26 protein-coding genes are annotated in these 26,306 nt (G+C 75.4%); 6 read left to right on the top strand and 20 right to left on the bottom strand.

The features are described 5' to 3' along the window. Positions 1 to 36: 36 nt before the first annotated feature. The 6 genes from ACI79D_RS14195 to ACI79D_RS14170 form a co-directional block, all read right to left on the bottom strand. Positions 37 to 780 carry a histidine phosphatase family protein gene (locus tag ACI79D_RS14195; RefSeq protein WP_456919067.1) on the bottom strand — a complete coding sequence of 248 codons (744 nt, stop codon included), beginning with the start codon at positions 778 to 780 and terminating at the stop codon, positions 37 to 39. Next, on the bottom strand, positions 777 to 1,313 hold the full coding sequence (rsfS, locus tag ACI79D_RS14190; RefSeq protein ID WP_456919066.1) for a ribosome silencing factor: 537 nt from the start codon (positions 1,311 to 1,313) through the stop codon (positions 777 to 779). Before rsfS ends, ACI79D_RS14195 begins: the two co-directional genes overlap by 4 nt. Then, a complete protein-coding gene (gene nadD, locus ACI79D_RS14185) occupies positions 1,310 to 2,056 on the bottom strand; it encodes a nicotinate-nucleotide adenylyltransferase (protein WP_456919065.1) in 747 nt (248 codons plus the stop codon). Before nadD ends, rsfS begins: the two co-directional genes overlap by 4 nt. A gap of 188 nt (positions 2,057 to 2,244) precedes the next feature. Continuing rightward, positions 2,245 to 3,696, bottom strand: a complete 1,452-nt coding sequence (locus ACI79D_RS14180) for a vWA domain-containing protein (protein WP_456919064.1) — start codon at positions 3,694 to 3,696, stop codon at positions 2,245 to 2,247. Further along, positions 3,696 to 4,583: an AAA family ATPase gene (locus tag ACI79D_RS14175; protein WP_456919063.1), complete on the bottom strand. Its 888-nt coding sequence runs from the start codon at positions 4,581 to 4,583 to the stop codon at positions 3,696 to 3,698. Before ACI79D_RS14175 ends, ACI79D_RS14180 begins: the two co-directional genes overlap by 1 nt. Positions 4,584 to 4,635: 52 nt before the next feature. Then, positions 4,636 to 5,892, bottom strand: coding sequence for a glutamate-5-semialdehyde dehydrogenase (locus tag ACI79D_RS14170; RefSeq protein WP_456919062.1), 1,257 nt, complete (start codon positions 5,890 to 5,892; stop codon positions 4,636 to 4,638). Positions 5,893 to 5,967: 75 nt separating this feature from the next. Between ACI79D_RS14170 and ACI79D_RS14165 the strand changes: the two genes are divergently transcribed. From ACI79D_RS14165 to ACI79D_RS14150, 4 genes are read left to right on the top strand one after another with little or no spacing between them, the layout of a single operon-like run. Beyond that, positions 5,968 to 6,924, top strand: coding sequence for a metal ABC transporter substrate-binding protein (locus ACI79D_RS14165; protein WP_456919061.1), 957 nt, complete (start codon positions 5,968 to 5,970; stop codon positions 6,922 to 6,924). After that, complete coding sequence (locus ACI79D_RS14160; protein ID WP_456919060.1) at positions 6,921 to 7,706, top strand: metal ABC transporter ATP-binding protein; 786 nt, start codon at positions 6,921 to 6,923, stop codon at positions 7,704 to 7,706. The genes ACI79D_RS14165 and ACI79D_RS14160 overlap by 4 nt, the downstream gene beginning before the upstream one ends. Before the next feature lie 2 nt (positions 7,707 to 7,708). Continuing rightward, positions 7,709 to 8,722 carry a metal ABC transporter permease gene (locus ACI79D_RS14155; RefSeq protein WP_456919059.1) on the top strand — a complete coding sequence of 338 codons (1,014 nt, stop codon included), beginning with the start codon at positions 7,709 to 7,711 and terminating at the stop codon, positions 8,720 to 8,722. After that, positions 8,719 to 9,150 carry a Fur family transcriptional regulator gene (locus ACI79D_RS14150; protein ID WP_456919058.1) on the top strand — a complete coding sequence of 144 codons (432 nt, stop codon included), beginning with the start codon at positions 8,719 to 8,721 and terminating at the stop codon, positions 9,148 to 9,150. Before ACI79D_RS14155 ends, ACI79D_RS14150 begins: the two co-directional genes overlap by 4 nt. On the opposite strand, the gene ACI79D_RS14145 is transcribed toward ACI79D_RS14150, so the two are convergent. Next, the gene (locus ACI79D_RS14145; RefSeq protein WP_456919057.1) at positions 9,125 to 9,568 is read right to left on the bottom strand and encodes a MarR family winged helix-turn-helix transcriptional regulator; all 444 of its coding nucleotides are present in this window, start codon (positions 9,566 to 9,568) and stop codon (positions 9,125 to 9,127) included. The genes ACI79D_RS14150 and ACI79D_RS14145 overlap by 26 nt on opposite strands. Before the next feature lie 69 nt (positions 9,569 to 9,637). Between ACI79D_RS14145 and ACI79D_RS14140 the strand changes: the two genes are divergently transcribed. After that, complete coding sequence (locus ACI79D_RS14140) at positions 9,638 to 10,294, top strand: maleylpyruvate isomerase family mycothiol-dependent enzyme (protein WP_456919056.1); 657 nt, start codon at positions 9,638 to 9,640, stop codon at positions 10,292 to 10,294. Between the two features lie 11 nt (positions 10,295 to 10,305). On the opposite strand, the gene ACI79D_RS14135 is transcribed toward ACI79D_RS14140, so the two are convergent. The 11 genes from ACI79D_RS14135 to ndk all read right to left on the bottom strand — a co-directional run bounded on the left by ACI79D_RS14135 (position 10,306) and on the right by ndk (position 22,359). Then, positions 10,306 to 11,088 carry an isocitrate lyase/PEP mutase family protein gene (locus ACI79D_RS14135; RefSeq protein ID WP_456919055.1) on the bottom strand — a complete coding sequence of 261 codons (783 nt, stop codon included), beginning with the start codon at positions 11,086 to 11,088 and terminating at the stop codon, positions 10,306 to 10,308. 19 nt (positions 11,089 to 11,107) lie between these two features. After that, positions 11,108 to 11,710, bottom strand: coding sequence for a GNAT family N-acetyltransferase (locus ACI79D_RS14130; RefSeq protein ID WP_456919054.1), 603 nt, complete (start codon positions 11,708 to 11,710; stop codon positions 11,108 to 11,110). Next, positions 11,707 to 12,189, bottom strand: a complete 483-nt coding sequence (def, locus tag ACI79D_RS14125) for a peptide deformylase (RefSeq protein ID WP_456919053.1) — start codon at positions 12,187 to 12,189, stop codon at positions 11,707 to 11,709. Before def ends, ACI79D_RS14130 begins: the two co-directional genes overlap by 4 nt. Before the next feature lie 13 nt (positions 12,190 to 12,202). Beyond that, entirely contained in the window at positions 12,203 to 13,324 is a 1,122-nt protein-coding gene (proB, locus tag ACI79D_RS14120) for a glutamate 5-kinase (RefSeq protein ID WP_456919052.1), read from the bottom strand. After that, positions 13,321 to 14,796 carry a GTPase ObgE gene (obgE, locus tag ACI79D_RS14115; RefSeq protein ID WP_456919051.1) on the bottom strand — a complete coding sequence of 492 codons (1,476 nt, stop codon included), beginning with the start codon at positions 14,794 to 14,796 and terminating at the stop codon, positions 13,321 to 13,323. The genes proB and obgE overlap by 4 nt, the downstream gene beginning before the upstream one ends. A gap of 75 nt (positions 14,797 to 14,871) precedes the next feature. Then, on the bottom strand, positions 14,872 to 15,129 hold the full coding sequence (gene rpmA / locus ACI79D_RS14110; protein WP_456909774.1) for a 50S ribosomal protein L27: 258 nt from the start codon (positions 15,127 to 15,129) through the stop codon (positions 14,872 to 14,874). 7 nt (positions 15,130 to 15,136) lie between these two features. Then, positions 15,137 to 15,448, bottom strand: a complete 312-nt coding sequence (rplU, locus tag ACI79D_RS14105) for a 50S ribosomal protein L21 (protein WP_456875603.1) — start codon at positions 15,446 to 15,448, stop codon at positions 15,137 to 15,139. Positions 15,449 to 15,667: 219 nt separating this feature from the next. Next, complete coding sequence (locus ACI79D_RS14100) at positions 15,668 to 18,865, bottom strand: Rne/Rng family ribonuclease (protein WP_456919050.1); 3,198 nt, start codon at positions 18,863 to 18,865, stop codon at positions 15,668 to 15,670. A 270-nt stretch (positions 18,866 to 19,135) separates the two neighbouring features. Further along, the gene (locus tag ACI79D_RS14095) at positions 19,136 to 19,903 is read right to left on the bottom strand and encodes a TIGR03936 family radical SAM-associated protein (RefSeq protein ID WP_456919049.1); all 768 of its coding nucleotides are present in this window, start codon (positions 19,901 to 19,903) and stop codon (positions 19,136 to 19,138) included. Then, the gene (locus tag ACI79D_RS14090) at positions 19,903 to 21,831 is read right to left on the bottom strand and encodes a TIGR03960 family B12-binding radical SAM protein (protein WP_456919048.1); all 1,929 of its coding nucleotides are present in this window, start codon (positions 21,829 to 21,831) and stop codon (positions 19,903 to 19,905) included. Before ACI79D_RS14090 ends, ACI79D_RS14095 begins: the two co-directional genes overlap by 1 nt. A gap of 117 nt (positions 21,832 to 21,948) precedes the next feature. After that, on the bottom strand, positions 21,949 to 22,359 hold the full coding sequence (gene ndk, locus ACI79D_RS14085) for a nucleoside-diphosphate kinase (RefSeq protein WP_456919047.1): 411 nt from the start codon (positions 22,357 to 22,359) through the stop codon (positions 21,949 to 21,951). Positions 22,360 to 22,443: 84 nt separating this feature from the next. Here ndk and ACI79D_RS14080 point away from each other — a divergent pair, with 84 nt between their 5' ends. Next, entirely contained in the window at positions 22,444 to 24,513 is a 2,070-nt protein-coding gene (locus ACI79D_RS14080; protein WP_456919046.1) for a S8 family serine peptidase, read from the top strand. On the opposite strand, the gene ACI79D_RS14075 is transcribed toward ACI79D_RS14080, so the two are convergent. Continuing rightward, positions 24,510 to 24,914, bottom strand: a complete 405-nt coding sequence (locus tag ACI79D_RS14075; RefSeq protein WP_456919045.1) for a DUF4233 domain-containing protein — start codon at positions 24,912 to 24,914, stop codon at positions 24,510 to 24,512. The two genes, ACI79D_RS14080 and ACI79D_RS14075, sit on opposite strands and share 4 nt — an antisense overlap. After that, entirely contained in the window at positions 24,911 to 26,266 is a 1,356-nt protein-coding gene (gene folC, locus ACI79D_RS14070) for a bifunctional tetrahydrofolate synthase/dihydrofolate synthase (protein ID WP_456919044.1), read from the bottom strand. Before folC ends, ACI79D_RS14075 begins: the two co-directional genes overlap by 4 nt. Positions 26,267 to 26,306 lie beyond the last annotated feature (40 nt).

Genomic DNA, 26,306 nt, shown 5'->3' with positions numbered 1-26,306 from the left:
GGGGGTCGGTCCCGGCGACGCCTCGCCGGCGACCCGTCAGAGGACGGCGTCGGCGTCCTGCGCCGGAGGTGCGGCCCCCTCCTCGGGGCTGGCACCGGCCTCCAGCGGCCCCGTCTCCGGGCGGGAGGGGGGCTGCGGCTCTGCCGGCAGCCGCGGCGCGGAGTTGTTGTGCCGCAGCAACCGCCAGCGGTCGCTCTGCACCGCCAGTTCGCTCCACGCGCAGTTCCCGAGGGGCCCGAACACGCGGCGGTGTTCCGGCCCGAGCCCGAGGAGGGTCTCCATCAGCCGGGCGGCGGTGCCGCCGTGGGTGACCACCACCGCCGCCGGCGCCTCGGGCAGGTCGCGGAGGGCGGCGAGCGCCCGGCGCGGGACGTCGGCCGGGTCCTCTCCGCCGCGTCCGTGGACGGGCCGGCCGGCGAGCCAGTCGGCGTACTGCTCGGGATGCCGCTGGGCGACCTCCTCGCGCGTGAGGCCCTCCCAGGACCCGAGGCCGAATTCCCGCAGCCGCGGGTCCAGCCGCAGTGGGACCCCGAGGACGGCAGCGAGCGTCTTCGCGGTCTCGGCGGCCCGGCTCAGGTCGCTGGAGACGAGGACGGTCCCCTCGGGGAGCGGGCCGCTCGCGGCCAGGTGGGGAGCCGTCTCGGTGGCCTGCCGCCGCCCCTCGGCGTCCAGCGGGGGGTCCAGCTGGCCCTGGAACCGCCCGGTGGCGTTCCACTCGGTCCGCCCGTGCCGCCAGACGACCAGCCGCGGCACGGGCAGCCGGGAGGCGCCGTCGGTCACCGTCCGGTCGCCTCCGGGGAGGAGTCCTCCGTGGCGGGATCGTTCTCGACCGGCTCGGGCGGCAGCGGCCTGGGGTCGGCGCTCATCGGGTCGACGTCGTCGGCCGAGAGGGTCTGCCGGCTCGCCGGGACCGGGGCGTCGGCGCCGGCGGCGGCCTGGCCGTCGGACGGGGCGGCCCGGTCGCTGAAGGGGATGGTCGGGCAGTCCTTCCAGAGCCGCTCGAGGGCGTAGTAGGCGCGCTCCTCGGCGTGCTGCACGTGCACGACGACGTCGACGAAGTCCAGCAGCACCCACCGGGCCTCGGCGACGCCCTCCCGCCGCACCGGCTTGAGGCCGTGCTGCCGCAGCCGCTCCTCGACCTCGTCGACGATCGCCTGCACCTGGCGCTCGTTGGGCGCCGAGGCGAGCACGAAGGCGTCGGTGATCGCCAGCCGGTCGCTGACGTCCACGATCGAGACGTCGGTCGCCAGCTTGTCGGCGGCGGCCTGCGCCGCCAGCAGTGCGGTCTCCCGCGCCTCGGACGAGGCGGTCATCGGGGTACCTCCTGGAGATGGGGGGACGGTGGTTCGGAAGGCGGCCCGTCCGGTCCGGCGGGGGGCGGCGGCCGGTCGTAGGTGGGGTGGCCGGCCTCGGCGACCGCGCCCCCGCCGCGGACGACGCTCTCGCGCGGCGCCGGCCGGACCGGGCTCCGCGAGTGGTAGAGCTGCCGCTTCTCGATGTACTGGACGACGCCGTCGGGGACGAGGTACCAGACCGGCATGCCGCGGCCGACCCGCTCCCGGCAGTCGCTGGAGCTGATCGCCAGCGCCGGCACCTCGACCAGGCTGACCGCGCCCTCGGGCAGGTGCGCGGCGCCCAGGTCGAAGCCGGGCCGCGTCACGCCGATGAAGTGCGCCAGCTCGAAGCACCGGTCGCTGTCCCGCCAGCTGAGGATCTGGGAGAGCGCGTCGGCCCCGGTGATGAAGAACAGCTCGTCGTCGGGCCGCTGCCGCTGCAGGTCGCTGAGGGTGTCGATGGTGTACGTGGGCCCGCCGCGGTCGATGTCGACGCGGCTCACCGAGAACCGGGGATTGGAGGCGGTGGCGATGACCGTCATGAGGTAGCGGTCCTCGGCGGGGGCGACCTCACGGTCGCTCTTCTGCCACGGCTGACCGGTCGGCACGAAGACGACCTCGTCCAGCCCGAAGAGGACGGCGACCTCACTCGCCGCCACGAGGTGCCCGTGGTGGATGGGATCGAACGTCCCACCCATCACCCCGACCCGCCGACCAGCCACCGATCGAGCCTATCCGGGCGGCCGCGGGAGCGGCCCGCGAGGACCGGTCCGGCCGGGGTCGACAGGCGACGTGTCGACAGGTCGCCTCGTCGACAACTCGCCCGGTCGACACGTCGGTCGACGGGCAGACACCGCACCCGCCCGCGCCCGGAGCGCCCGGAGCGCCCGGAGCGCCCGGCACGGTCGGCTCAGAGCGTGGTCACGAAGTCGGCGAGCTGGGCGGCGGTGCGGCACTCGACCATGTCGATGACCTCGGCGTACCGGTTCGCCGCCGAGTCGCCGCTGCCCCACAGCCGCCGCGGCTCGGGGTTGAGCCAGTGCGCCGAGCGGCACCGGCGGACCAGGTCGGCCAGCACCGGCACGCCGGGCTGGCGGTAGTTGGTGCGGCCGTCGCCGAGCACGAGCAGCGAGGTCTTCGGGCCCACGGCGCCGGGCCACCGGTCGGCGAACACCTCGAAGGCGGTGCCGTAGTCGCTGTGCCCGTCGAAACCCACGACGTCGGCCTCCCGGCCGATCCGGGCGACCGCGTCGGTCACGTCCGCGCCCGGCCGGAAGAACCGGGTGACCTCGTCGGTGGAGTCCACGAACGCGAACGCCCGCACGCCGGAGAAGTGCTCGCGCAGCGCCTGCGTGAGCATCAGCGTGAAGTGGCTGAAGCCGGCCACCGAGCCGCTGACGTCGCAGAGCACCACCAGCTCGGGCTTGTGCACCTTCCGCGGCCGGTGGTGGGTCACCACCGGCACCCCGCCGGTCCCCAGCGAGGCGCGCACCGTCTTGCGGAAGTCCAGCCGACCCTCCCGCCCGTGCCGGCGCCGGGCGGACAACCGCACCGCGAGGCGCCGGGCCAGCGGGGCCACCGTCCGGCGCAGCTCGGCGAGGTCGGCGGCCTGGGCCCGCAGGAACTCGACCTGGTCGGCCAGCGGCCGCACGGCGCTCTTCGCGACCTTGTCGCGGCCGCGCTCGGCCGCCGTCCGCCGCCGGACCTCGGCCTCCACCGCCGCCCGGAACGCCGCCAGCCGCTCGCGGACGGTCTGCCGGGCCACCTGCTCGGCCAGTCCGCCGCGCTCGCCGTCGCCGAGCAGGCCGGCCAGCAGCTGGGCGACCAGCGTGTCCGGCGACAGCGCCCGCATCACCCGGTAGCTGAAGAACGACTGGCCCGACGGCGACGGCGTGGCCCGCCCCAGCCGGTCGACGGCCTCGCGGGCGAAGCGGCGCAGCGCCTCCTCGTCCCCGTCGAGCAGCAGCTGGGCCAGCCGGTCACGGAGCAGCCCGGCGAGGTCCACGCCGTCGGGCAGGTCGAGGGTCGACTCCGGGACCTCCCCCGCGTCGCCATCCCCCTCGGGGTCGTCGGCCACCACCGGCCGCTCCCCCAGCGGCCACCACAGGTCGAACAGCACGTCGTAGGCCGGCCGCTGCGCCGCCCGCTGCAGCAGCACGGCAGCCAGCCCGTGCCGCAGCTGCTCGCGGTCGAGCAGGTCGACGACGGTGAGGATCTCGGCGGCGTCCACGGCCTGGCTGATCCCGACCGGGATCCCGGCGTCGCGCACCGCCCGGACGAAACCGTCCAGGTGCCCGGCCAGCCCGCCGGGCCCGGCCGGTGAGGTCGCGGGCACCGGGGACGACGGCACCGGCGCGGCCATCAGTTCAGCCGCAGCTCGGCCGAGGCCCGCTCCTGGTCGCTGGCGTGCTTGAGCACCACGCCCAGCGTCGACCGCACCGCCGACTCGTCGAGGGTGTCCAGCCCGAGCTCGAGCAGGGTCTGCGCCCAGTCGAGGGTCTCCGAGATCGACGGGGACTTCTTCAGCTCCAGCGCGCGCAGCGCCCGGATGGTGCGCACCAGCTGCTCGGCCAGCCCGGGCGCCAGGTCGGGCACGCGGGAGAGCACGATCTCCCGCTCCCGCTCCGCCGACGGGTAGTCCAGCGCCAGGTACAGGCAGCGCCGCTTGAGCGCCTCGGACAGCTCGCGGGTGGCGTTGGAGGTCAGCACCACCATCGGCCGGCGCACCGCGGTCACCGTGCCCAGCTCGGGGATGGTGACCTGGAAGTCGCTGAGCACCTCCAGCAGCAGGCCCTCCACCTCGACGTCGGCCTTGTCGGTCTCGTCGACCAGCAGCACGGTCGGCTCGGTGCGCCGGATCGCGGTGAGCAGCGGCCGGGAGAGGAGGAACTCCTCGCCGAAGATGTCGTCGTGGACGGTGCCCCAGTCGGCGCCGTCGGTGCCCTGCGCGGCCTGGATGCGCAGCAGTTGCTTCTTGTAGTTCCACTCGTACAGCGCCCGCGCCTCGTCGAGGCCCTCGTAGCACTGCAGCCGGATCAGCTCGGACCCGGTCGCCGCGGCCAGCGCCTTGGCGAGCTCGGTCTTGCCGGTCCCGGCCGGCCCCTCGACCAGCAGCGGCTTGCCCAGCCGGTCGGCGAGGAACACCGTCGTCGCGATCTGCGCGTCGGGCAGGTACCCGGCGCTGGCCAGCCGCTTGCCGACGTCCGCGACCGACGAGAACTGCGGCGACTGCGACGGCGGGCGGGGCATGCGGCTCCTCGGTCGGGGTGGCAGGGGCGGGCCGGACGACGGCGAGGGCCGGTCAGCGGCGGGTGTGGCCGCTCCCGGTGACGACGTAGGTGGTGGAGGTCAGCTCGGGCAGGCCCAGCGGGCCGCGGGCGTGCAGCTTCTGCGTCGAGATGCCGATCTCCGCGCCGAAGCCGAACTCCCCGCCGTCGGTGAACCGGGTGGAGGCGTTGACCAGCACCGCGGCGGCGTCCACGCCGGCGGTGAACTCGGCGATGGCGCGGGCGGAGTCGGCCACGATCGCCTCGCTGTGCCCGCTCCCCCACCGCTCGATGTGGTCCAGCGCCGCGGGCAGGTCGTCGACGACGCGGACGGCCATGTCCATCGACAAGTACTCGGTGGCCCAGTCCTCGTCGGTCGCCGGGACGACGGTGTCGTGCGCCGCCTGCGCCGCGGCGTCCCCGTGCAGGGTCACGCCGGCGTCGGCCAGCGCGGACAGCAGCCGCGGCAGGAACGGCACGTCGCGGTGCACCAGCAGCGTCTCCGCGGAGTTGCAGACGCTCACCCGGTGGGTCTTGGCGTTGAGCACGATCGCCTCGGCGATCGCCGGGTCGGCCGACGCGTCGACGTAGACGTGGCAGTTGCCCTCGCCCGTCTCGATCACCGGCACCCGCGCCTCGCGCACCACCCGCTGGATGAGCGAGGCCCCACCGCGCGGGATCACCACGTCGACGTGGCCGCGGGCGTTCAGCAGCTCGCCCACGGAGGCGCGGTCGGCGGGCAGCAGCTCGACCGCCCCCTCGGGCAGGCCGGCCTTGGCCCCGGCCTCGGTGAGGACGGCGACCAGCGCGGTGTTGGTGCGGAACGCCGACGCCGACCCCCGCAGCAGCGCCGCGTTGCCGCTCTTCAGGCACAGCCCGGCGGCGTCCACGGTCACGTTCGGCCGGGCCTCGTAGACGATCCCGACCACGCCGAGGGGCACCCGCACCTGCCGCAGCTGCAGCCCGTTGGGCAGCGTCGAGCCGCGGACGACGTCGCCGACCGGGTCGGGCAGGGCGACGAGCTGGCGCAGCGCGTCGGCCACCCCGGCGATCCGTCCGGTGTCCAGCCGCAGCCGGTCGAGGATGGCCGCGGGCGTGCCGTCGGCCGCGGCCGCCTCGACGTCGGCGGCGTTGGCGGCGAGCACCTCGTCGGCGCGCTCCACCAGCGCGTCGGCCATCGCCAGCAGCGCGGCGTCCTTGGTGTCGGTCGGGAGGGTGCGCAGCACGCGGGCGGCGGCGCGGGCACGCAGCGCCGCGGCGCCGATCAGCGGCAGGCCGGAGACGTCGGACACGCACGGAAGGGTACGCGTGCGGCCGCGCGCCCCGGCCGGTCCGACGACCCACCGGTATATGCGAGAATGATTCTCATGAACATCAAGACGGTCGCCGTCGCCGCTGCCACCACCCTGCTGCTCGCCGGCTGCGGCGACTCCGGCGGCGAGGGCGGCGAGGGCGGCGGCTCGGGCGGGCTGACCGTCGTGGCCGGCTTCTACCCGCTGGAGTGGGCCACCGAGCGGGTCGGCGGGGACCGGGTCGACGTCTCCTCGCTGACCCCGCCCGGGGCCGAGGCGCACGACCTCGAGCTCACCCCGCAGGACGTCGGCGCGGTGGCCGGGGCCGACCTGCTGGTCTACCTGGACGGCTTCCAGCCGGCGCTGGACGAGGCCGCGAATACCGAGGCCGCCGACACCGCCTGGGACGCCGGCCGGGCCGCGGACCTCTCCCTGACCAGCGAGGAGCACTCACACGAGGGCGACGAGGCCGACGCCGCGGAGGAGCACGCCGCGGAAGGTGGCGAGGAGCCGGTCGACCCGCACTTCTGGCTCGACCCGCTCCGGCTGGCCGCGGTCGGCGACGCCCTCGCCGACCGCCTCGCCGAGCTCGACCCGGACGGCGCGGCCGCCTTCGAGCAGAACGCCGCCGCCCTGCGCGCCGACCTGGAGGGCCTCGACGGCGAGATGCAGGCCGGCCTGGCGAACTGCGCTGTGGACACCCTGGTCACCAGCCACGACGCCTTCGGCTACCTGGCCGACCGCTACGGTCTGCAGGTGGTCGGCATCAGCGGGCTGAGCCCGTCGCAGGAGCCGAGCCCGGCCCAGCTCGCCGAGATCTCGACGCTGGTGCGCGAGCGCGGGATCACCACCGTCTACACCGAGACCCTCGTCGACCCCGCCGTCGCCGAGACCGTGGCGGCGGAGGCCGGCGTCCGCACCGCCGTCCTGGACCCGCTCGAGGGGCTGACCGACGACTCGGCCGGCGCGGACTACCTCTCGGTGATGCGCACCAACCTGACCAGCCTCCAGGAGGGGCAGTCCTGCTCATGACGCCCGCCATCGGCCTCCGCGGGGCCAGCGTCGGCTACGGCGACGTGCCGATCGTCCGCGGCGTCGACCTCACCGTGCAGCACGGGGAGGCGGTCGCCGTTCTCGGCTCCAACGGGTCGGGGAAGACGACGCTCGCCCGCGGCCTGCTGGGCCTGGCTCCCGTGCTCGACGGCGAGGTCGAGGTGCTCGGCGCCCCGGTCGGCCGGCTGCGCGAGCGCGGCCGGGTCGGCTACGTGCCGCAGCGGCACACCGTGACCGGCGCGGTCCCCGCCACCGTGCGCGAGGTCGTCGGCGTGGGCCGGCTGGCCCGGCTGGGCCTGTTCCGGCGGCTGCGCCCGGCCGACCGGGCCGCGGTGGCCGACGCGGTCGCCGCGGTCGGGCTCGCCGACCGCATGGGCGACCCGGTCGCCTCCCTGTCCGGCGGGCAGCAGCGGCGCGTGCTCGTCGCCCGGGCCCTGGCCGCGCAGCCGGAGCTGCTGGTCATGGACGAGCCGACCGCCGGCGTGGACGCCGCCAGCCAGGAGGCGCTCGCCGCCGTCCTCGCGGGCGTCGCGGCGAGCGGGACGACACTGGTGGTCGTGACCCACGAGACCGGCCCGCTGGCGGGGGTGCTGACCCGTGCGGTCGTCGTCGACCACGGCCGGATCAGCTACGACGGCCCGCTGGCCGGGGCCGAGCCGCACGCCGGCGGCGGCCACCACCACGCCGAGGACGCCGGGCAGCCGCCGCGGCCCGGGTACCGGATCGACCAGCCGCGGGTGACCGCCGAGGGGGGCCGCTGACCGTGGAGGTCCTCGAGTTCGCCTTCATGCAGCGGGCCCTGCTCGCCTCGCTCATGGTCGGGCTGGTGGCGCCGGCGGTCGGCGTCTTCCTCGTGCAGCGCCGCCTGTCCCTGCTCGGCGACGGGCTCGGTCACGTGGCGCTCACCGGCGTGGCGATCGGCGTCCTGACCTCGACCGCACCGGTGGGGACGGCGCTGGTCGCCGCGGTCCTGGGCGCGGTGCTCATCGAGCTGGTCCGCGCCCGCGGCCGCACCAGCGGGGACGTCGCGCTGGCCGTCCTGTTCTACGGGGGTATCGCCGGCGGCGTGGTGCTGCTGTCACTGGCGCCGCGTGGGCAGGCGACCAACCTCGAGTCCTACCTGTTCGGCGCGATCACCACCACGAGCACCGCGGACGTCGTCGTCTTCGCCGTCATCACGGTGGTCGTGCTGGGCGTCGTCTGGCTGCTGGGCCAGCGGCTGTACGCGGTGAGCGACGACGAGGAGTACGCGCGGGCCGTCGGGCTGCCGGTGCTGGCGCTCAACGTCGTGCTCGCCGCGCTGGTCGCCTCGACGGTGGTCCTGTCCATGCGCGTGGTGGGCCTGCTGCTGATCAGCGCGCTGATGATCATCCCGAGCGCGATCGCCCAGCTGCTCGCGCGCAGCTTCCGCCAGACGGTCTACCTGGCCTGCGCCATCGGCCTGGTGGTCAGCGTCGCCGGGACGACGACCTCCTACTACACCGGGACGCCGTCGGGCGGGACGATCGTGCTGCTGGCCATCGCCCTGTTCCTGCTGGTCACCGCCGCGGCCGCGATCCGCGGGGCCACCGCCCGGCGCCGCCACCAGCGCCGCGCCGAGGTCCACGCGGCCCATCCGCACGAGCACGGCGAGGGCTGCGGGCACACCCCGGTGCCACACGGCGACCACGTGGACTACGACCACGACGGGCACCTGCACGCGCCGCACCGCACCGGCACCGGGGTGCACTACGACGAGCACGGCGAGCACGCCGCTCCGTCCGGAGGCCGGTCGTGACGCGCTCCGAGCCGGCCGAGGTCCCCGGACGCCGCCAGACCCGGCAGCGCAGCGCGGTGCTCGCGCTGCTCGACGACCTCGACGGCTTCCGCACCGCGCAGGACCTGCACGCCCTGCTGCGCGAACGCGGCGACCCGGTCGGGCTGGCCACGGTCTACCGCGCGCTGCAGGCTCTGGTGGACGACGGCCTGGTCGACGTGCTGCGGAGCAGCGACGGGGAGGCCGCCTACCGGCGCTGCTCGCCGGTGCACCACCACCACCTGGTGTGCCGCTCCTGCGGGCGGACGGTGGAGGTCGCCGACCCGCCGGTGGAGCGCTGGGCCGCCCGCATCGCCGCCGAGCACGGGTTCGCCGACGTCCAGCACCAGCTGGAGGTCTTCGGCACCTGCTCGGCCTGCACGGCTACGGCCGGCGGTACGGGTCGGTGACCTCGCGGAGCCGGGTGAGCGCCTCCCGCAGCTGCTCCGCGACCTCCTCCCCCAGGTAGGCCGTCCACTCGGCCTCCACCTCGGCCTCCACCCGCCGGGCGAGGGCCACGACCCGCTGGCCGCGTTCGGCCATCTGCACCAGCCGCGCACGGGCGTCGGTCGGGTCGGGCACCCGGCGGACGTAACCGGCCCGCTCCAGCTGGTCGACGAGGTGACCCGCCGTCTGCTTGGTCACCAGCGCCTGCTCGGCCAGGTCGGTGAGCCGGGTGCCGTTCGGACCGATCCGGGCGGCGACCCGGCCCTGCGCCGCCGTGATGTCGTCGAACCCGGCCGCGGCCAGGGCGGCGAGGATCCGGGCCTCCATTGCCCGGTACGGGTAGAAGCACAGCAGTCCCAGGTTCTGCCGGTCCTCGGTCACGTGCCCCCTTGACGATGGTCAGATCTTCTGACGGAATGGTCAGGAGATCGTACCGATCAGGGAGGCGTCATGGACCTCGACGACGTGTGGCGCACCATCGACGCGGAGCGGTCGAGCCTGGCCGACCTGTTCGAGGAGCTCTCGCCCGCCGAGTGGGAGACGGCGTCCCTCTGCGACGCCTGGCGCGTCCGCGACGTCGCGGCCCACCTGACACTCGCCCACATGGGTCCGCGGGAGGCCCTCGTCGGCGCGATCCGGGCGCGCGGCAGCTTCGACCGGATGATCCGGGACACGGCCCTGCGCGCGGCGCACCTGCCCGTCGAGGAGTACCCCCGGCGGTTGCGGGCGATGGTCGGTTCCCGGCGACGCGCGCCGCTGGTGACCCCGCTCGAGCCGCTCACCGACGTGCTGGTGCACGGCCAGGACGTCGCCGTCCCCCTGCGCCGGGAACGGCCCGTGCCGCCGGCCGCCGCGGCCGCCGCGGCCACCCGCGTGTGGGAGACGGGCTTCCCGTTCCGGGCCCGGCGACGACTGGGCGGCGTACGGCTGACCGCGACCGACGTCGGGTGGTCCGTCGGACAGGGCCCGGTCGTGGAGGGCCCGATCGCGGCACTCCTCCTGCTGCTCACCGGGCGGGAGGAGGCGGCGCTGCGCCGGCTGGACGGGGACGGCGCCCAGCACCTCGCCGAGCGTCGGCACCGGTCGGCCGCGGACCGGCCCCGCTGAGCGGCCGGCGCTCAGTTCAGGTTGCGGGTCCCGGCCGGCAGCGTGCCGCCGCGGGTGACCTCCGCGGCCGCGTCCTGCAGCGCGGTCAGCGCGACCCGCTGGGTGAACGGGCCGGTGGAGACGCGGGCGACGCCGAGCTCCTGCATCTCCCGGGCGGGCAGCGACGCGCCGGGCACGCTGATCAGCGTCAGCTTGTTGCGGCCCAGGCCCTCGACCACCGCGGCGATCTCGTCCCGGTCGACCAGGCGCGGCACGAAGACCACCGGCGCGCCCGCTTCGAGGAAGGCCCGGCCGCGGCGGATCGTCTCGGCGACCAGCCCGGCGCGGTCGGCGTCCGAGGGCGCCGCGACGAAGGTGTCGGTGCGCGCGTTGAGCACGAAGTCGATCCCGGCGTCCCGCCCGGCGCGCAGCACCGCCTCGACGGCGGCGACCGCGTCGTCCAGCGGCTCCATCTGGTCCTCGAGGTTGCCGCCGACGACGCCGGCCTCGATCGCCCGACGGGCGGTCTCCCCCGGGTCCCCGTAGCCGGCCTCCATGTCCATCGACACGGGCAGGTCCACCGCGGCGACGATGCGGGCGACCATGTCGAGGTGCAGGTCCAGCGGGATGTTCTCGCCGTCCTCGTAGCCGAAGGTGGCGGCGATGGAGTGGCTGGCGGTGGCCAGGGCCCGCACGCCGTCGGTGCCGGCGACGACCCGGGCGGAGACGACGTCCCACACGTTGGCGAGGACGAGGATCTCCGGCGCGGTGTGCAGGTCGAGCAGGGTGCGGGCGCGGGTGGCGAGATCGGTCACCCGCGCACCGTACGGCCGCTCAGCCGGGGCGCGGCGCCAGTCGCTGCCGCAGTCCGTTGCGGACCGCGGGCCACTCCGCGTCGGTGATGGAGAAGACGACGGTGTCCCGGAGCGACCCGTCGGGCAGCCGCCGGTGGTTGCGCAGCACGCCGTCCTGCTTGGCGCCCAGACGTGCGATCGCCGTTCGGGACTGCACGTTGTGCCAGTGCGTGCGGAACTCGACGGCCAGGCAGCCGAGCACCTCGAAGGCGTGGGTCAGCAGCAGCAGCTTGCTCTCGGCGTTGACTCCGGTCCGCTGCGCCGACGCGGCGGTCCAGGTGGCGCCGATCTCCAGCCGGGGCACGTCGGGCTCGGCGTTGAGGAAACTGGTCATGCCGACGACCGCGCCGTCCGCCCTGCGCCGCACGGTGAACGGCACCATCTCCCCCACCGCCTGGCGGGCCAGGCGGGCGTCGATCTCGGCGGCCATGCCCCCGGGGTCGGGGACGGAGGTGTACCAGAGCTCCCACAGCCGGCCGTCCGAGACGGCGGTCACCAGCTCGTCGTGGTGGTCGCGGTGCAGCGGCTCCAGGGCGACCAGGTCACCGGTCAGCGTCCCCGGGTGCGGGAAGGCCCCCGTCACCGGTCGCGGAGCGCCCGCAGGGCGTTCTTGCGGGCCTCGCCGGTGAGCCGGTCGAGGAAGACCTTGCCGTCGAGGTGGTCGACCTCGTGCTGCAGCGCCCGCGCCATCAGCCCGGTGCCCTCCAGGCGCAGCGGCTCGCCGTTCACGTCGAAGCCCTCGACGACGGCGTGCATCGCCCGCACCGTCGGCGCCCAGATGCCGGGGATGGACAGGCACCCCTCGTCGCCGTCCTGGGTCTCGTCGGACAGCTCCACGATCCGCGGGTTGACCAGGTGACCGATGACGCCGTCCACGTTGTAGGAGAACGCCCGCAGGCCCACCCCGATCTGCGGCGCGGCCACGCCGGCGCGGCCCGGGTCGGCGACGGTGTCCTCGAGGTCGCGGATGAGGGCGGCCAGCTCCTTGTCGAAGGAGCGGATCTCGTCGGCGGGGGTGCGCAGGACCGGGTCTCCGAGCTCGCGGATCGGGCGGATCGTCACGCGGCGCAGTCTCTCAGCCGAGGGCGGGACGCCGGACGAGCACCAGTTCGTCGCGGTGCACGATCTCCCGCTGGTACTCCGGGTCGAGCTCGCTGGTCTTGCGGCCGAGCAGCGGCGGCAGCTCCCGGGCGTCGTAGGCGACTAGGCCCCGGGCGATCACGACGCCGTCCGGGCCGACCAGCTCGACGGGGTCGTCGGCGAGGAAGTCCCCCACCACGTCGGTGATCCCGGCGGGCAGCAGCGAGGCGTGCCGCTCGCGCACCGCCCGCACCGCGCCGGCGTCGAGCACCAGCCGGCCCCGCGGCCGGGTGGCGAACCGCAGCCAGAACTGGCGGGCCCGCGGCCGCGGCCCCATGACCGTGAAGTACGTGCCGACGGGCTCGCCGGCCAGCGCGGCGGCGGCCTGGGCGGTGGAGGTGACGACGACGGGGACGCCGGCGTGCGCCGCGATCAGCGCGGCCTCCACCTTGGTCGCCATCCCGCCGGTGCCCACCCCGTTGCGGCGCGCGCTGCCGAGGGTGACGACCTCGAGGTCGGCGGGGTCGCGCACGGTGTCCAGCAGCCGGGCCGGGCCCTGGCGGGGGTCGCCGTCGTAGACGCCGTCGACGTCGGAGAGCAGCAGCAGCGCGTCGGCCCGGGCGACGTGCGCCACCAGGGCGGCCAGCCGGTCGTTGTCGCCGAACCGGATCTCCTCGGTGGCCACCGTGTCGTTCTCGTTGACGATCGGTAGCACACCGAGGGTGAGCAGCCGGTCGACGGTCCGCTGGGCGTTGCGGTAGTGGCTGCGGCGGGTGAGGTCGTCGGCGGTCAGCAGCACCTGCCCGACGGTCACCTGGTGCTTGGCGAAGGCGTCGGCGTAGGTCTGCGCCAGCCGGACCTGGCCCACGCTGGCCGCGGCCTGAGCGGTGGCGAGGTCGCGGGGCCGGCCGGTCACGCCCAGCGGGGCCAGCCCCGCGGCGATCGCACCGGAGGAGACGAGCACGACCTCGCGGCCCTGGGCGCGCACCCCGCCGAGGACGTCGACGAGCGCGGTCAGCCGCGCCTCGTCCAGGCCCCCGGGCAGCGTGGTCAGCGACGAGGAGCCGACCTTGACCACGACCCGGCGGGCGCCGGCGATCGCCTCGCGGACGGTCACCGGTCCTCCTCGGGCAGGTCCTCGTCGGTCCAGGTCTCGGTGAGCTCGTAGGGCACCCGGCGGGCCCGCTTGGCCGCCAGCCGCTCCTCGGCGCGCACCCGGTGCGGAGCGTCGATCCGCGCGTCGGTGCCACGCCCGCCGAGGCCGGCGGTCTCCTCCGCGGAGAGCGTGCCGGCGGGCAGGGTCGGCACGAAGTCGAAGGTGACCTCGCCGATGGTGACCGCGTCGCCCTCCTGCGCCCCCGCCTCGGCCAGCGCCTCCTCCACGCCGAGCCGGTTGAGCCGGTCGGCCAGGTAGCCCACGGCCTCGTCGTTGGTGAAGTCGGTCTGCCGCACCCACCGCTCGGGCCTGACCCCGCGGACGATGAACGCCCCCTCCTCGTCCGGGTCGGCCTCGACGGTGAACCCGGTGTCGTCCACCGCGCGCGGGGTGAGGGTGATCCGGACCGGCTCGGGCTCGGGCAGCGCGGCGCGGTACTCCTCCACGGCCGCGGCCAGCGCGAAGCCCAGCTCCTTGAGCCCCTCCCCGGTCGCCGCGCTCACCGGGAAGACCCGCAGGCCGCGCGCCTCCAGCGGCTCCCGCACCAGGTCGACCAGCTCCCGCGCGTCCGGCACGTCGATCTTGTTCAGGACGGCGAACCGCAGCCGGCCGACGAGGTCCTCGCGGTACTGGGCCAGCTCGTGCACCAGCGCGTCGATGTCGCTCTCGGGGTCGCGGCCGGGCTCCATGGTCGCCATGTCGACGACGTGCACCAGCACGGCGCAGCGCTCGATGTGGCGCAGGAACTCCAGGCCCAGGCCCCGGCCCTCGGAGGCGCCGGGGATCAGCCCCGGGACGTCGGCCATCGTGAAGGCGACGTCGCCGGCGCGGACCACGCCGAGGTTGGGCACCAGCGTGGTGAACGGGTAGTCGGCGATCTTCGGGCGGGCCGCGGACATCGCCGCGATCAGCGAGGACTTGCCGGCCGAGGGGAACCCGACCAGGCCGACGTCGGCGATGCTCTTGAGCTCGATGACCGCGTCGAACGCCTCGCCCGGCTCACCGAGCAGCGCGAAGCCGGGGGCCTTGCGGCGGGTGTTGGCCAGCGCCGCGTTGCCCAGGCCACCCTTGCCCCCGTGCGCGAGGACGACGCGGGTCCCGGCGCCGACCAGGTCGGCGACCACCCGCCCGTCGGGGGTGCTGACCACCGTGCCCGCGGGGACGCGCAGCACGCGGTCCTCACCGCGGGCGCCGTGCCGGTTGCTGCCCTCACCCGGGCGGCCGTTGCCGGCCTTCTGGTGCGGCCGGTGGTGGAAGTCCAGCAGCGTGTGGACGCTGGGGTCGACCTCGAGGACGACGTTGCCGCCGTCCCCGCCGTTGCCGCCGTCGGGGCCCCCGAGCGGCTTGAACTTCTCGCGGTGGATCGAGGCGACGCCGTGCCCGCCGTTGCCGGCTGCCACGTGCACGACCACGCGGTCGACGAAAGCGGCCATGTCAGTTCTCTGTCGTCAAGCGCCACGAGCGCACGGGCCGACGGCCCGTGCGCTCGTGAGCGGAGTGGAAGAGGTTCAGGCCTCGACCGCGGAGATGGAGACGGTCTTGCGACCCCGCCGCGTGCCGAAGGTGACCGCACCCGGCTGCAGCGCGAACAGCGTGTCGTCGCCGCCACGGCCGACGCCGAGACCCGGGTGGAAGTGGGTACCGCGCTGGCGCACGATGATCTCGCCGGCCTTCACGACCTCGCCACCGAAGCGCTTGACGCCGAGGCGCTGCGCGTTCGAGTCGCGGCCGTTGCGGGAGGACGAGGCGCCCTTCTTGTGAGCCATGTCGGCGTCAGCCCTTCGTGATGTCGCGGATGACCACGTCGGTCAGCGGCTGACGGTGGCCCTGACGCTTGTGGTAGCCGGTCTTGTTCTTGAACTTGTGGATGCGGATCTTCGGGCCCTTGCCGTGGCCGACGATCTCGCCGGTCACGGTCACGCCCGCCAGGGCCTGAGCGTCGCTGGTGACGGTCTCACCGTCGACCAGGAGCAGGGCCGGGAGGGTGACGGTGTCGCCCGCCTCACCCGCGAGACGGTTGACCGTGAACCGGTCGCCCACGGCCACCTTGTGCTGCCGGCCACCGGCCTTCACGACTGCGTACACCACTGACTCCTCGATCGCTTCTACGTGTCCTGCGTGCATCCCGGCGCCGGGCGCCGGGGCTGGACGGGCTGCTCGCCTCCCAGGCGGCACCGTGCGGCGCCCCGCCCGGGGCGGTGCAACCCGACCAGCGTACCCGAGCGGGCCGCACCGGGTCGAACGGGGGACGGACCACCCGGGGTGGGCCCCGTCTCCCTCCGGAGGCGGGGCCCGGCCGGGGGCCTAGCTGGCGGGGGGCCCGGCCGGGCGGCTGGCCGCCCGACGGCGGCGCGGGCGGGTCCCCGTGACGACCGCGGTGCCGGTGCCGTCGTCGGCGGCCGGCGGCGCGTCGTCCGCGGCGGGCTGGTCGTCCACGGGCCCGGCGTCGTCGGGACCGGCGCCCGCGGGCACCGCCTCCTCGTCGTCCGTCGCCGCGGCCGGCTCGACGACCGCCGGGGCCGGCTCGACCACCGCGGGCTCAGCGGGCGCCGCCTCGGCCTGCGCCTCCTCGACCGGGGCCTCCTCGGCCGGGGCCTGCTGCTCGACCGGCTGCGCCTCGGCCGGGGCCTGCTGCTCGACCGGCTGCGCCTCGGGCTGCTGCGTCTCGGCCTGCTCCGCCGCCGGCTGCGGCGCCTCGTCCGGGACGACCGCGTCGGGCTGGTCGGGCACGGAGGGCGCCTCGGCGTCGGCCACCTCGACGTCGGTCACCTCGACGTCGGCCACCTCGGCGTCCGCGGTCGCGTCGTCGTCCTGCGCCGGGCTCCCGGCGGCGGCGAGCACGGCGGCGTCCTCGGCCGCCCGCTCCTCGCCGGCCTGGCCGCGGTTGCGGCGTCCCCGGCTGCGACGCCCGCCGGAGCGGCCCTCGCCGTCGGGCGCGCCGGCTCCGGAGGCCTCCGCCACCACCGAGACGCTCTCGCGGACCTCGGCCGGGCCGTCGTCCCTCGCCCCGCCGTCCTTCTGCGCGGCGTCCTTCTGCCCGGCGTCCTTCTGCGCGGCGTCCTTGCCGCCCCGGTCGGACCGGCCCTGGTCCCGCCGGCCGTTGCCACCGCCGCTGCCGGACCCGCCGCCGGAGCCGTTGCCGCCCCGCCGTCGCTCGTCGACCGGGTCGGTGTGCACCAGCACGCCCCGGCCGCGGCAGTGCTCGCACGGCTCGGAGAAGACCTCCAGCAGGCCCTGACCGACCCGTTTGCGGGTCATCTGCACCAGGCCCAGCGAGGTCACCTCGGCGACCTGGTGCTTGGTGCGGTCGCGGCCCAGGCACTCGGTGAGCCGCCGCAGCACGAGGTCCCGGTTGCTCTCCAGGACCATGTCGATGAAGTCGATGACGATGATGCCGCCGATGTCGCGCAGCCGGAGCTGGCGGACGATCTCCTCGGCCGCCTCCATGTTGTTGCGCGTGACGGTCTGCTCGAGGTTGCCGCCCGAGCCGGTGAACTTGCCGGTGTTCACGTCGACGACGGTCATCGCCTCGGTCCGGTCGATGACCAGCGACCCGCCCGAGGGCAGCCACACCTTGCGGTCGAGCGCCTTGGCCAGCTGCTCGTCGATCCGCAGGTCGCGGAAGACGTCGCCCTCGGCGGTGAAGCGGGTCAGCCGGCCCACCAGCTCCGGGGAGACGTGCGCGACGTAGGCCTCGACGGTGTCCCAGGCGTCGCCGCCCTGGACGACGAGCTCCTTGAAGTCCTCGTTGAAGACGTCGCGGATGACCCGGATGGCCAGGTCGGGCTCGCCGTAGAGCAGCGTCGGCGCGCTGGAGGAGGTCTCCGCCTTCTTCTGGATGACCTCCCACTGCGCCTGCAGGCGGGCGACGTCGCGGGTGAGCTCCTCCTCGGACGCACCCTCCGCGGCGGTGCGGATGATGACGCCGGCGTCCTCGGGGACGATCTTCTTGAGGATGTCCTTGAGCCGCTGCCGCTCGGTGTCGGGCAGCTTGCGGCTGATGCCGGTCATCGACCCGCCGGGCACGTAGACCAGGAAGCGGCCGGGCAGGTTGATCTGCTGGGTGAGCCGGGCGCCCTTGTGGCCGATCGGGTCCTTGGTGACCTGGACCAGCACCTTGTCGCCGGACTTGAGCGCCTGCTCGATGGAGCGCTGCTTGCCGGACAGCCCGGCGGCGTCCCAGTTGACCTCGCCGGCGTAGAGGACGGCGTTGCGCCCCTTGCCGATGTCGACGAACGCCGCCTCCATGCTGGGCAGCACGTTCTGCACCCGGCCGAGGTAGACGTTCCCGGCGAAGGACGTCGCCTGCGCCTGGGTCACGTAGTGCTCGACGAGGACGTCGTCCTCGAGGACGGCGATCTGGGTGCGCTCGCCCCGCTGGCGGATGACCATCTTGCGGTCGACCGCCTCGCGGCGGGCCAGGAACTCGGCCTCGCTGAGGATCGGCGCGCGGCGGCGGCCGGAGTCCCGGCCGTCCCGGCGGCGCTGCCGCTTGGCCTCCAGCCGGGTGGAGCCGGCGACGCCCTTGACGTCGTCCTCGCTCGTGGTGCGGCCGTCGCGGCCGGCCCGCTCGGGCCGCTCCTCCTCGGCGCTCTCGGCGCGCTCCTCACCGCTGCCGCGGCGGCGGCGCCGGCGACGGCGGCGGGTGCTGGAGCCGCCCTCGCCCTCGTCGCCCTCGGCGGTGTCCTCGCCGGTGTCGGTGTCGGCGTCGGCGTCCGCGTCGGTGTCGTCCTCGTCGGACTCCTCGCCCTGCTCGTCGCCGTCGTCCTCGGCCGACTCGTCGCCGTCGTCGGCGGAGTCCTCGCCGCTGCGGCCCCGGCCGCGACCGCGGCGGCCCCGGCGGCGGCGTCGGCTGGCTCCGGCCCCGCCCTCCTCGCGGTCCTCGGCCGCCGCGTCGGTGTCCGCGTCGGCCTCGGTGTCGTCCTCGTCGGTGTCGAGGTCCTCGGCGGGAGCGGTCGGCTCGTCGCTGCCGGAGCGGCGGCGGGACCGGCTGCGCCGCGAGCGGGGCGCCGGGGCCTCCTCGTCGTCGAGGTCCTCGGCCGGCTCGACGTCGGGCTCCTCCACCGCCGGGGACTCGGCGACGGGACGGCGGCTGCGCCGGCGCGGCGCGGGCGCCTCGGGCTCGGCCGGGGCGACGAAGCTGACGAACGCGGGCGCGGCCGGGGCGACCGGCGGCGGGGCGACGTAGGCGCCGGGGTCGGCGGCACCGGCCGGGCGGGTGGCCCGGCGGCGCGGGCGGGCGATGACGGCCGTGGGCTCCGGGGAGCTGAACTGCGCGCCGAAGCGGGAGACCGGGTGGTCCTCCGACTCGGGCTCCTCGGCGGTGGCCTCCTCGGGGGTGGCCTCCTCCGGGTCCGTGTCCGGGCTCGCCGCCTCGAGGTCCTCCTGGGCGTCGTCGGCGGCGGAGGGGTCGGCGCCCTCCTCGGGAGCGGGCGGGGCCACGCTCTCGTCGGTCCCGGCCGGGGTCGTCGCGGTGGTGTCGTCGTCGTTCTGGTCGGCCACGAGGGCTCGCCTCCTGTGCGGTGCTCCCGGGCGCCGATCACGAGGACTGGCGGCCGCGCAGGAGCACGGGGGTTGGGCGGGTCGGGCCGCCGCGCCGGTCAGGGCGGCGTGCTCGACTCGCGAAGTCTGTGGGCCGACCCCCGGGCGACGGTTGTCGCGGCCGGGTGCCGGTGGTGCGGTGGAGCAAGGTCTGGCGGTGGTGCGAGATCTCGGGGTGCGTCACGTCTGGCAGCCGTTCCGCCGACGGCGCGAGGCCCCGGGCCCCACCGGTCAGATCGCCGCGTGCTCCCCCTGGCAGCGGGTGCGCGCCGCGCGGTCCGGACCGAGCGGGTCGGCCACGGTCCCGTTGTCGTCGAGCCGGCCCTGCGCCTCACGCACGGCCCGAGGGGGCGACGGCGGGCGCAGGTCGGCGACGGCAGCGAGAGCAGCCAACACGTCGTCGGGTCGAACGGCGGGCGTCACCTGCCGGACGACCATCGTCAGTATGGCACAACCTGATGTGCCCTCCGCCGCAGCCGAGGCCACCGCGGCGCGCGCGTCGACGTCCCGCAGGCCGTTCTTGGTGCGCTTGGCGACGGTCACCTCCTCCCTGACCAGGAAGGCCTCGACGGCGGCCGCGAGGTCGGCGGGCGACACACCGGGCAGCTCGACCCGCCAGGTGGTGGCGTCGATCCGGTCGGCCAGCGAGCCGGTGCCCTCGGCGGCCTCCACGCACTCGAGGACGTCGATCCCCGCGGGCAGCGACGCGTCCAGCGCCGCCCGCACCGCCTCGGGGTCGCACCGCTGCGCCAGCCCGATCTCGACGTACTCGGCCTCGCTGGCCGCGCCCGTCGGCGCCGCGCCGACGTAGCTGATCTTCGGGTGCGGGGTGAAGCCCGCGGAGAACGCCATCGGCACCCGGGCGCGGCGCAGCGCCCGCTCCAGCGCCCGGGCGAGGTCGCGGTGCGAGGCGAAGCGCAGCGGGCCGCGCTTGGCGTAGCGCAGCCGCAGCTTCTGGACGGTGGGCGGCGGGGGCGGCCCCTCGGGCTGGCGGGCCACTACCGGCCGACGACCGTGAGCGGGAGCAGGCTCCGCCCGGTGGGCCCGATCTGGATCTCGGTGCCGTTGGTCGGGCAGACGCCGCAGTCGTAGCAGGGGGTCCACCGGCAGTCGGCGACCTCCTCCTCGGAGATCGCGTCCTGCCAGTCGTCCCAGAGCCACTCCTTGTCCAGCCCGGAGTCCAGGTGGTCCCAGGGCAGGACCTCGGTCTGGGTCCGCTCGCGGGTGGTGAACCAGTCGAGGTCCACACCGAAGGGCGCCAGCTCCTCGGCGGCGGCCTGCGTCCAGCGCTCGTAGGAGAAGTGCTCGCTCCAGCCGTCGAACCGGCCGCCCTCGCGCCAGACCCGCTCGATGACCCGGCCCACGCGGCGGTCGCCGCGGGACAGCAGGCCCTCGACGGTGCCGGGCTGGCCGTCGTGGTAGCGCAGGCCGATGGAGCGGCCGACCCGCCGGTCGGCGTTGATCGCCTGGCGCAGCAGCCGCAGCCGGGCGTCGATGGTCTCGGCGCTGGCCTGCCCGGCCCACTGGAACGGCGTGTGCGGCTTGGGCACGAACCCGCCGATCGAGACGGTGCAGCGGATGTCCTTGCGGCCGCTGGCCTCGCGCCCGGCGCGGATCACCTCGACCGCGAGGTCGGCGATCTCCAGCACGTCCTCGTCGGTCTCGGTCGGCAGGCCGCACATGAAGTAGAGCTTCACCTGCTGCCAGCCGTTGGCGTAGGCGGTGGTGACCGTGCGGACCAGGTCGTCCTTGGAGACGGTCTTGTTGATCACCCGGCGGATGCGCTCGCTGCCGCCCTCCGGGGCGAAGGTCAGCCCGGAGCGGCGGCCGTTGCGGGACAGCTCGTTGGCCAGCGTCACGTTGAACGCGTCGACCCGGGTGCTCGGCAGGCTCAGCCCGGTGTTGGTGCCCTCGTAGCGGTCGGCGAGCTGCTTGGCGATCTGCCCGATCTCGGAGTGGTCGGCCGACGACAGCGAGAGGAGGCCGACCTCCTCGTAGCCGGTGGCCCGCAGCCCCTGGTCGACCATCGAGCCGATCCCGGTGATGGTCCGCTCGCGCACCGGGCGGGTGATCATGCCGGCCTGGCAGAAGCGGCAGCCGCGGGTGCAGCCGCGGAAGATCTCCACGCTCATCCGCTCGTGCACGCTCTCGGCGAGCGGCACCAGCGGCGTCTTCGGGTAGGGCCACTCGTCGAGGTCCATGACCGTGCGCTTGCCGACCCGCGCGGGGACGTCGTCCCGGGTGCGGGTCACGGCCGCGATCGCGCCGTCCGGACCGTAGGAGACCGCGTAGAACCGCGGGACGTAGACGCCCTCGACGCGGGCGAGGCGGGCCAGCAGTTCGACGCGGCCACCGGGCCGGCCCTGCTGCTTCCACGCCTTGACGACGTCGGTGATGTCGCCGACGACCTGCTCGCCGTCGCCGAGGACGGCGCAGTCGACGAAGTCGGCGATCGGCTCGGGGTTGAACGCGGCGTGCCCGCCGGCGACCACCACGGGGTGCGTCTCGTCGCGGTCGACCGCGTGCAGCGGGACGCCGGCGAGGTCGAGCGCCTCGAGCAGGTTGGTGTAGCCGAGCTCGGTGGCGAAGCTGACCCCGAGCAGGTCGAAGTCGGCGACCGCGCGGTGGGCGTCGACGGTGAACTGGCCCACGCCGTGCTCGCGCATGAGCGCGGCGAGGTCGGGCCAGACAGCGTAGGTGCGCTCGGCCAGGGCGTCGGGGCGCTCGTTGAGCACCTCGTAGAGGATCATCAGGCCCTGGTTGGGCAGGCCGACCTCGTAGGCGTCGGGGTACATGAGCGCCCAGTGGACGGCGACGTCGTCCCACGCCTTGACCCGCGCGTTGAGCTCGCCGCCGACGTACTGGATCGGCTTCTGCACCTGCGCGAGGAGCGGTTCGAGACGGGGGTAGAGCGTTTCACCGTTCATGACCCGTCCAGGGTAGACGCCGCCGTCGCACCCGTTCCCGCCCTGGCGCCCGCACGGCGGCCCCCTCGCAGGGCCCCGCCACGAGCGAGCGAGTGGCGGGGGGCGAGGGGGCCTCTCTCAGGCCAGGTCGGGGAAGAAAAGCTTGACCTCGCGCTCGGCGGACTCGGGCGAGTCCGAGCCGTGCACGATGTTGCTCTGCACCTCGAGGGCGAAGTCGCCGCGGATGGTGCCCGGCCCGGCCTTGACCGGGTCGGTAGCCCCGGCCAGTGCGCGGAAGGCCTCGATGGCACGCGGGCCCTCGACGACCAGCGCCACCAGCGGCCCGCCGGTGATGAACTCGACCAGCGAGGCGAAGAACGGCCGCTCGCGGTGCTCCGCGTAGTGGGTCTCGGCGGTGTCGCGGTCGAGGGTGCGCAGCTCGGCGGCGACCAGGCGCAGCCCCTTGCGCTCGAGGCGGGTGATGACCTCGCCGACCAGGCCGCGGGCGACACCGTCGGGCTTGACGAGGACGAGAGTGCGTTCAGTCACGGGGCCGGAGCCTACGGGGACCTCGGCTCACCCGAGGGGGTGGACCGGTTACGGGACCCCGGCGTCCGTGCCGATGACGTCTGCATGCCGTCCCGCCCGTGGCTCGTCCGGGGAGCCGTTGCCGCCGCGCTCCTCCCCGTCCTGTCCGTCGTCATCGCCTCCCCCGCGCTCGCGGAGGACGAGGCGACCGTCGACGTCCCGCCGGTGCTGGAGGCCGACCTCTCGGCCACGGAGGAGCAGACGCTCGCGGACCTGACCTCGGGCTCGGGGGTGGGGGTCGAGGCCTTCGTCGTCACCCCGGACGGCCCGCACATCGTCACCCTGGACGCCGACTCGCGCGCGGACGCCACCGCCGCGGCACGGCTGCTCGACGGTCAGCCCTCGGTCGAGGCGGCGAATGCGGCCGTGCCGATCCGGGCGGTCGGCGGCAGCGCGTACCAGTACGGCAACGCGCTGGTCCACTCCGAGGCGGCCCGCGCCGAGGTGGACACCCCACTGTCGGACGTCGTGGTCGCCGTCCTCGACACCGGGGTCGCACCCCACCCCGAGCTGGCCGGCGCGCTGGTCGCCGGGCAGAACTTCACGACGTCCGACACGACCGACACCACCGACCGCCACGGCCACGGCACTCACGTGGCCGGGACGATCGCCGCCGACGCCGGCTCGGCGGTCGAGGGGGTCGCGGCCGGTGCCCGGCTCATGCCGGTCAAGGTCCTCCCCGACTCCGGCAGCGGGATCTCGACCTGGGCCAACGCAGGCATCGTCTGGGCCGCCGACCACGGCGCCGACGTCATCAACATGTCGCTGGGCGGCCCCGGGAACTCGTCGGTGTACGCCGCCGCCGTCGACTACGCGCGCTCCAAGGGCGTGACGGTCGTCGCGGCCGCCGGCAACGACAACAGCTCCGCCCCCTTCTACCCGGCGGCCACCCCGGGCGTCGTCAGCGTCGCGGCGGTCGACGACGCGAAGGCGAAGGCCCCCTTCTCCAACTACGGCCCGTCCGTCGACGTCGCCGCTCCGGGCGTGGGCATCCTGTCGACCTACCTCGACGGCGACCTGGTCTTCATGAGCGGGACGTCGATGGCGTCGCCGCACGTGGCGGGCGTGGCCGCGCTGGTCGAGGCCACGGCTCCTGGGCTGACCCCCGACCAGGTGGAGCGGGCGCTGGTCACGAGCGCCACCGACCTCGGCGCCGCAGGCCGCGACGACTACTACGGCTCCGGCCTGGTCGACGCCGTCCGCGCCGTGCGGGCGGCCGACGCCCTGGAGACCGGCGGCAGCACCCCGGTCGTCGCGCCGCCGTCGGCTCCCGGCACCAGCACGCCGACGCCGTCCGCCGGCGCCGTGCGCGTGGCCTGGTCGCCGCCCGCCGACGACGGCGGTGCCCCGATCACCGAGTACCGGATCTCCACCTACCGCGGCTCGACCCTGGTCGGGGTCACGACGGCCGCCGCGACCGCCCGCAGCGCCACGGTCGGCGGCCTGATCAACGGGACCGCGTACACCGTCGCCGTCGCGGCGGTCAACGAGGCCGGCGTGGGGGCGTCGTCCGCACGCAGCGCCGCGGTCACGCCGCGCACCGCGCCCGCGGCCCCGGCGATCGGGCAGCCCGCCCCGGGCAACGCGGCGGTGACCGTGCGCTGGACCGCGCCCAGGGACACCGGAGGCGCCGTCGTCACCGGCTACAGCGTCCGCGTCCACCGCGGCGACAGCGTGTTCAAGACCGTGCCCGCCCGCGCAGGCAGCACCAGCCTGTCCGTGACCGGGCTGGCCAACGGCACCGGCTACCGGTTCAGCGTGGCCGCGGTCAACGCCGCCGGCACCGGGCGCTGGTCCGCCACGAGCGCCACCGTCACGCCGCGCACCGTGGCCGGCGCCCCCACGATCGGCCGGCCGTCCGCGGGCAACGCCGCGGCGACCGTCCGCTGGGTGGCCCCGACGGCCACCGGAGGCGCCGCCGTCACCGGCTACACCGTGCGCGTGTACCGGGGGACCACGGTCGTGAAGACGGCGACCGCCCGCGCCGGCACCACCAGCCTCGTCGTCACGGGGCTGACCAACGGCACCGGCTACCGGTTCACCGTGGCCGCGGTCAACGCCGCCGGAACCGGGCGCTGGTCCGCGACGAGCGCCACCGTCACCCCGCGGCGCTAACGCGCCGGGCCGGCGTCGTCCTCCCCCGGGAGGCGCGCCGGCCCCGGCTCGCCGAACGGCGAGCCCAGCAGCTCCTTGCGGATCTGCAGCAGGTAGAGCCAGATCAACACGAACGCGCCGGCGACGAACCACATCACGCTGTTGAAGAAGCCGGTCGCCAGCAGCGGGACCTGCAGCACGGTGCCGGCTACCAGGCCCCACGACCGGCGCTGCACGCCCGAGGCGAGGACCAGGACGACGGCGAGCACTAGCAGCGCGGTGAGCCGCCCGCCGGTCAGCCCGGGGCCGCTCTGCGCGATGCCCCGCGGCACGAAGAGGACGGCGATCCCCTCCAGGACGAGGACGGCCGCGGCCGCGCCGCGCAGCGCCCGGGCGGCGCGCGCCGGGTCGGGCGCGGTCACGGCGTCTGGCCGCCCATCAGCGTCCGGGCCTCCCCCGCGGTGATGACGCTGCCGGTCACGAGCACCCCGGACCCGCCGAGCGCGTCGTCCGGCCCGGCCTCGGCCAGCTCGATCGCCTCGGTGAGGGCCTCGGGCAGCCGCGGCGACACGCTCACCCGGTCGGCGCCGAAGACGTCGACGGCCAGCGCGCCCAGCTCGTCGGCGGGCATCGCGCGCGCCGAGCTGTTCTGGGTCACGACCAGCTCGGCGCAGATCCCCTCGAGCGCCGCGAGCATCCCCGTGACGTCCTTGCCGCGCACCGCCCCGACCACGCCGACCAGCCGGGTGAAGTCGAACGACTCGCGGATCGCGTCCACCGTCGCGGCCATGCCGGCCGGGTTGTGCGCGGCGTCGACCAGCACCGTGGGGCTGGTGCGCACCCGCTCCAGCCGCCCGGGCGAGCGGACCGCGGCGAACGCGGCGCGCACCGTCTCGACGTCGATCGGCCCGGTCGCCGCCCCGGCCCCCAGGAAGGCCTCGACGGCGGCCAACGCGGTCGCGGCGTTCTGCGCCTGGTGGGCGCCGAACAGCGGGAGGAAGACCTCGTCGTACTCGCCGCCCAGGCCCTGCAGCCGCAGCTGCTGCCCGCCGACGGCGACCCGGCGGTCGAGGACGCCGAACTCGGTGCCCTCCCGGGCGACCACGGCCTCCACCTCGACGGCGCGCCGCACCAGCGCGTCCAGCGCCCCGGGCTGCTGGTGGGCGAGGACGGCGATGGCGTCGCGCTTGATGATCCCGGCCTTCTCGCCGGCGATCGTGGCGACGTCGGGACCCAGGTACTCGGCGTGGTCGAGGGCCACCGGCGTCACGACGGCGACCCGCGCGTCGACCACGTTGGTCGCGTCCCAGGTGCCGCCCATGCCGACCTCGATGACGGCGACGTCGACCGGCGCGTCGGCGAACAGCGCGTAGGCCATGCCGACCATGACCTCGAAGAAGCTCATCGGGTGCTCGCCGGCGCTGTCGACCATCTGCACGTAGGGCGCGATGTCGTCGTAGGTCTCGACGAACCGCTCGGCACCCACCGGCTCGCCGTCGAGCACGATTCGCTCGCGCACCGACTGCAGGTGCGGGCTGGTGAACCGGCCCACCCGCAGGCCGAAGCCGCGCAGCAGCTCGTCGACCATGCGCGCCGTCGTGGTCTTGCCGTTGGTGCCCGCGACCTGGACCACCGGGTAGGCCCGCTGGGGGGCGCCGAGCAGGTCGAGCAGGGCGGAGATGCGGCCCAGCGAGGGTTCCAGCCGGCTCTCCGGCCAGCGGGCCAGCAGCTCCTTCTCCACCCGGGCCAGGTCACCGGTGCCGCCGTCGCTCATCCTCCCCAGGATGCCAGCCGCCGCCTTCTTAGGATGAGGC

The organism is Geodermatophilus sp. SYSU D00708 (genome assembly GCF_054050115.1).
The sequence above is the reverse complement of the archived record's forward strand: the minus strand, read 5'-3'. Positions and strand labels throughout refer to the sequence as shown.

Bases quoted from the DNA above. Each gene is read 5' to 3' on its own strand.
- rsfS (WP_456919066.1), bottom strand. From the start codon at position 1,313: ATGACCGCCTCGTCCGAGGCGCGGGAGACCGCACTGCTGGCGGCGCAG.
- ACI79D_RS14180 (WP_456919064.1), bottom strand. From the start codon at position 3,696: ATGGCCGCGCCGGTGCCGTCGTCCCCGGTGCCCGCGACCTCACCGGCC.
- ACI79D_RS14175 (WP_456919063.1), bottom strand. From the start codon at position 4,583: ATGCCCCGCCCGCCGTCGCAGTCGCCGCAGTTCTCGTCGGTCGCGGAC.
- ACI79D_RS14165 (WP_456919061.1), top strand. From the start codon at position 5,968: ATGAACATCAAGACGGTCGCCGTCGCCGCTGCCACCACCCTGCTGCTC.
- ACI79D_RS14160 (WP_456919060.1), top strand. From the start codon at position 6,921: ATGACGCCCGCCATCGGCCTCCGCGGGGCCAGCGTCGGCTACGGCGAC.
- ACI79D_RS14140 (WP_456919056.1), top strand. From the start codon at position 9,638: ATGGACCTCGACGACGTGTGGCGCACCATCGACGCGGAGCGGTCGAGC.
- obgE (WP_456919051.1), bottom strand. From the start codon at position 14,796: ATGGCCGCTTTCGTCGACCGCGTGGTCGTGCACGTGGCAGCCGGCAAC.
- rpmA (WP_456909774.1), bottom strand. From the start codon at position 15,129: ATGGCTCACAAGAAGGGCGCCTCGTCCTCCCGCAACGGCCGCGACTCG.
- ACI79D_RS14090 (WP_456919048.1), bottom strand. From the start codon at position 21,831: ATGAACGGTGAAACGCTCTACCCCCGTCTCGAACCGCTCCTCGCGCAG.
- ACI79D_RS14080 (WP_456919046.1), top strand. From the start codon at position 22,444: ATGCCGTCCCGCCCGTGGCTCGTCCGGGGAGCCGTTGCCGCCGCGCTC.
- folC (WP_456919044.1), bottom strand. From the start codon at position 26,266: ATGAGCGACGGCGGCACCGGTGACCTGGCCCGGGTGGAGAAGGAGCTG.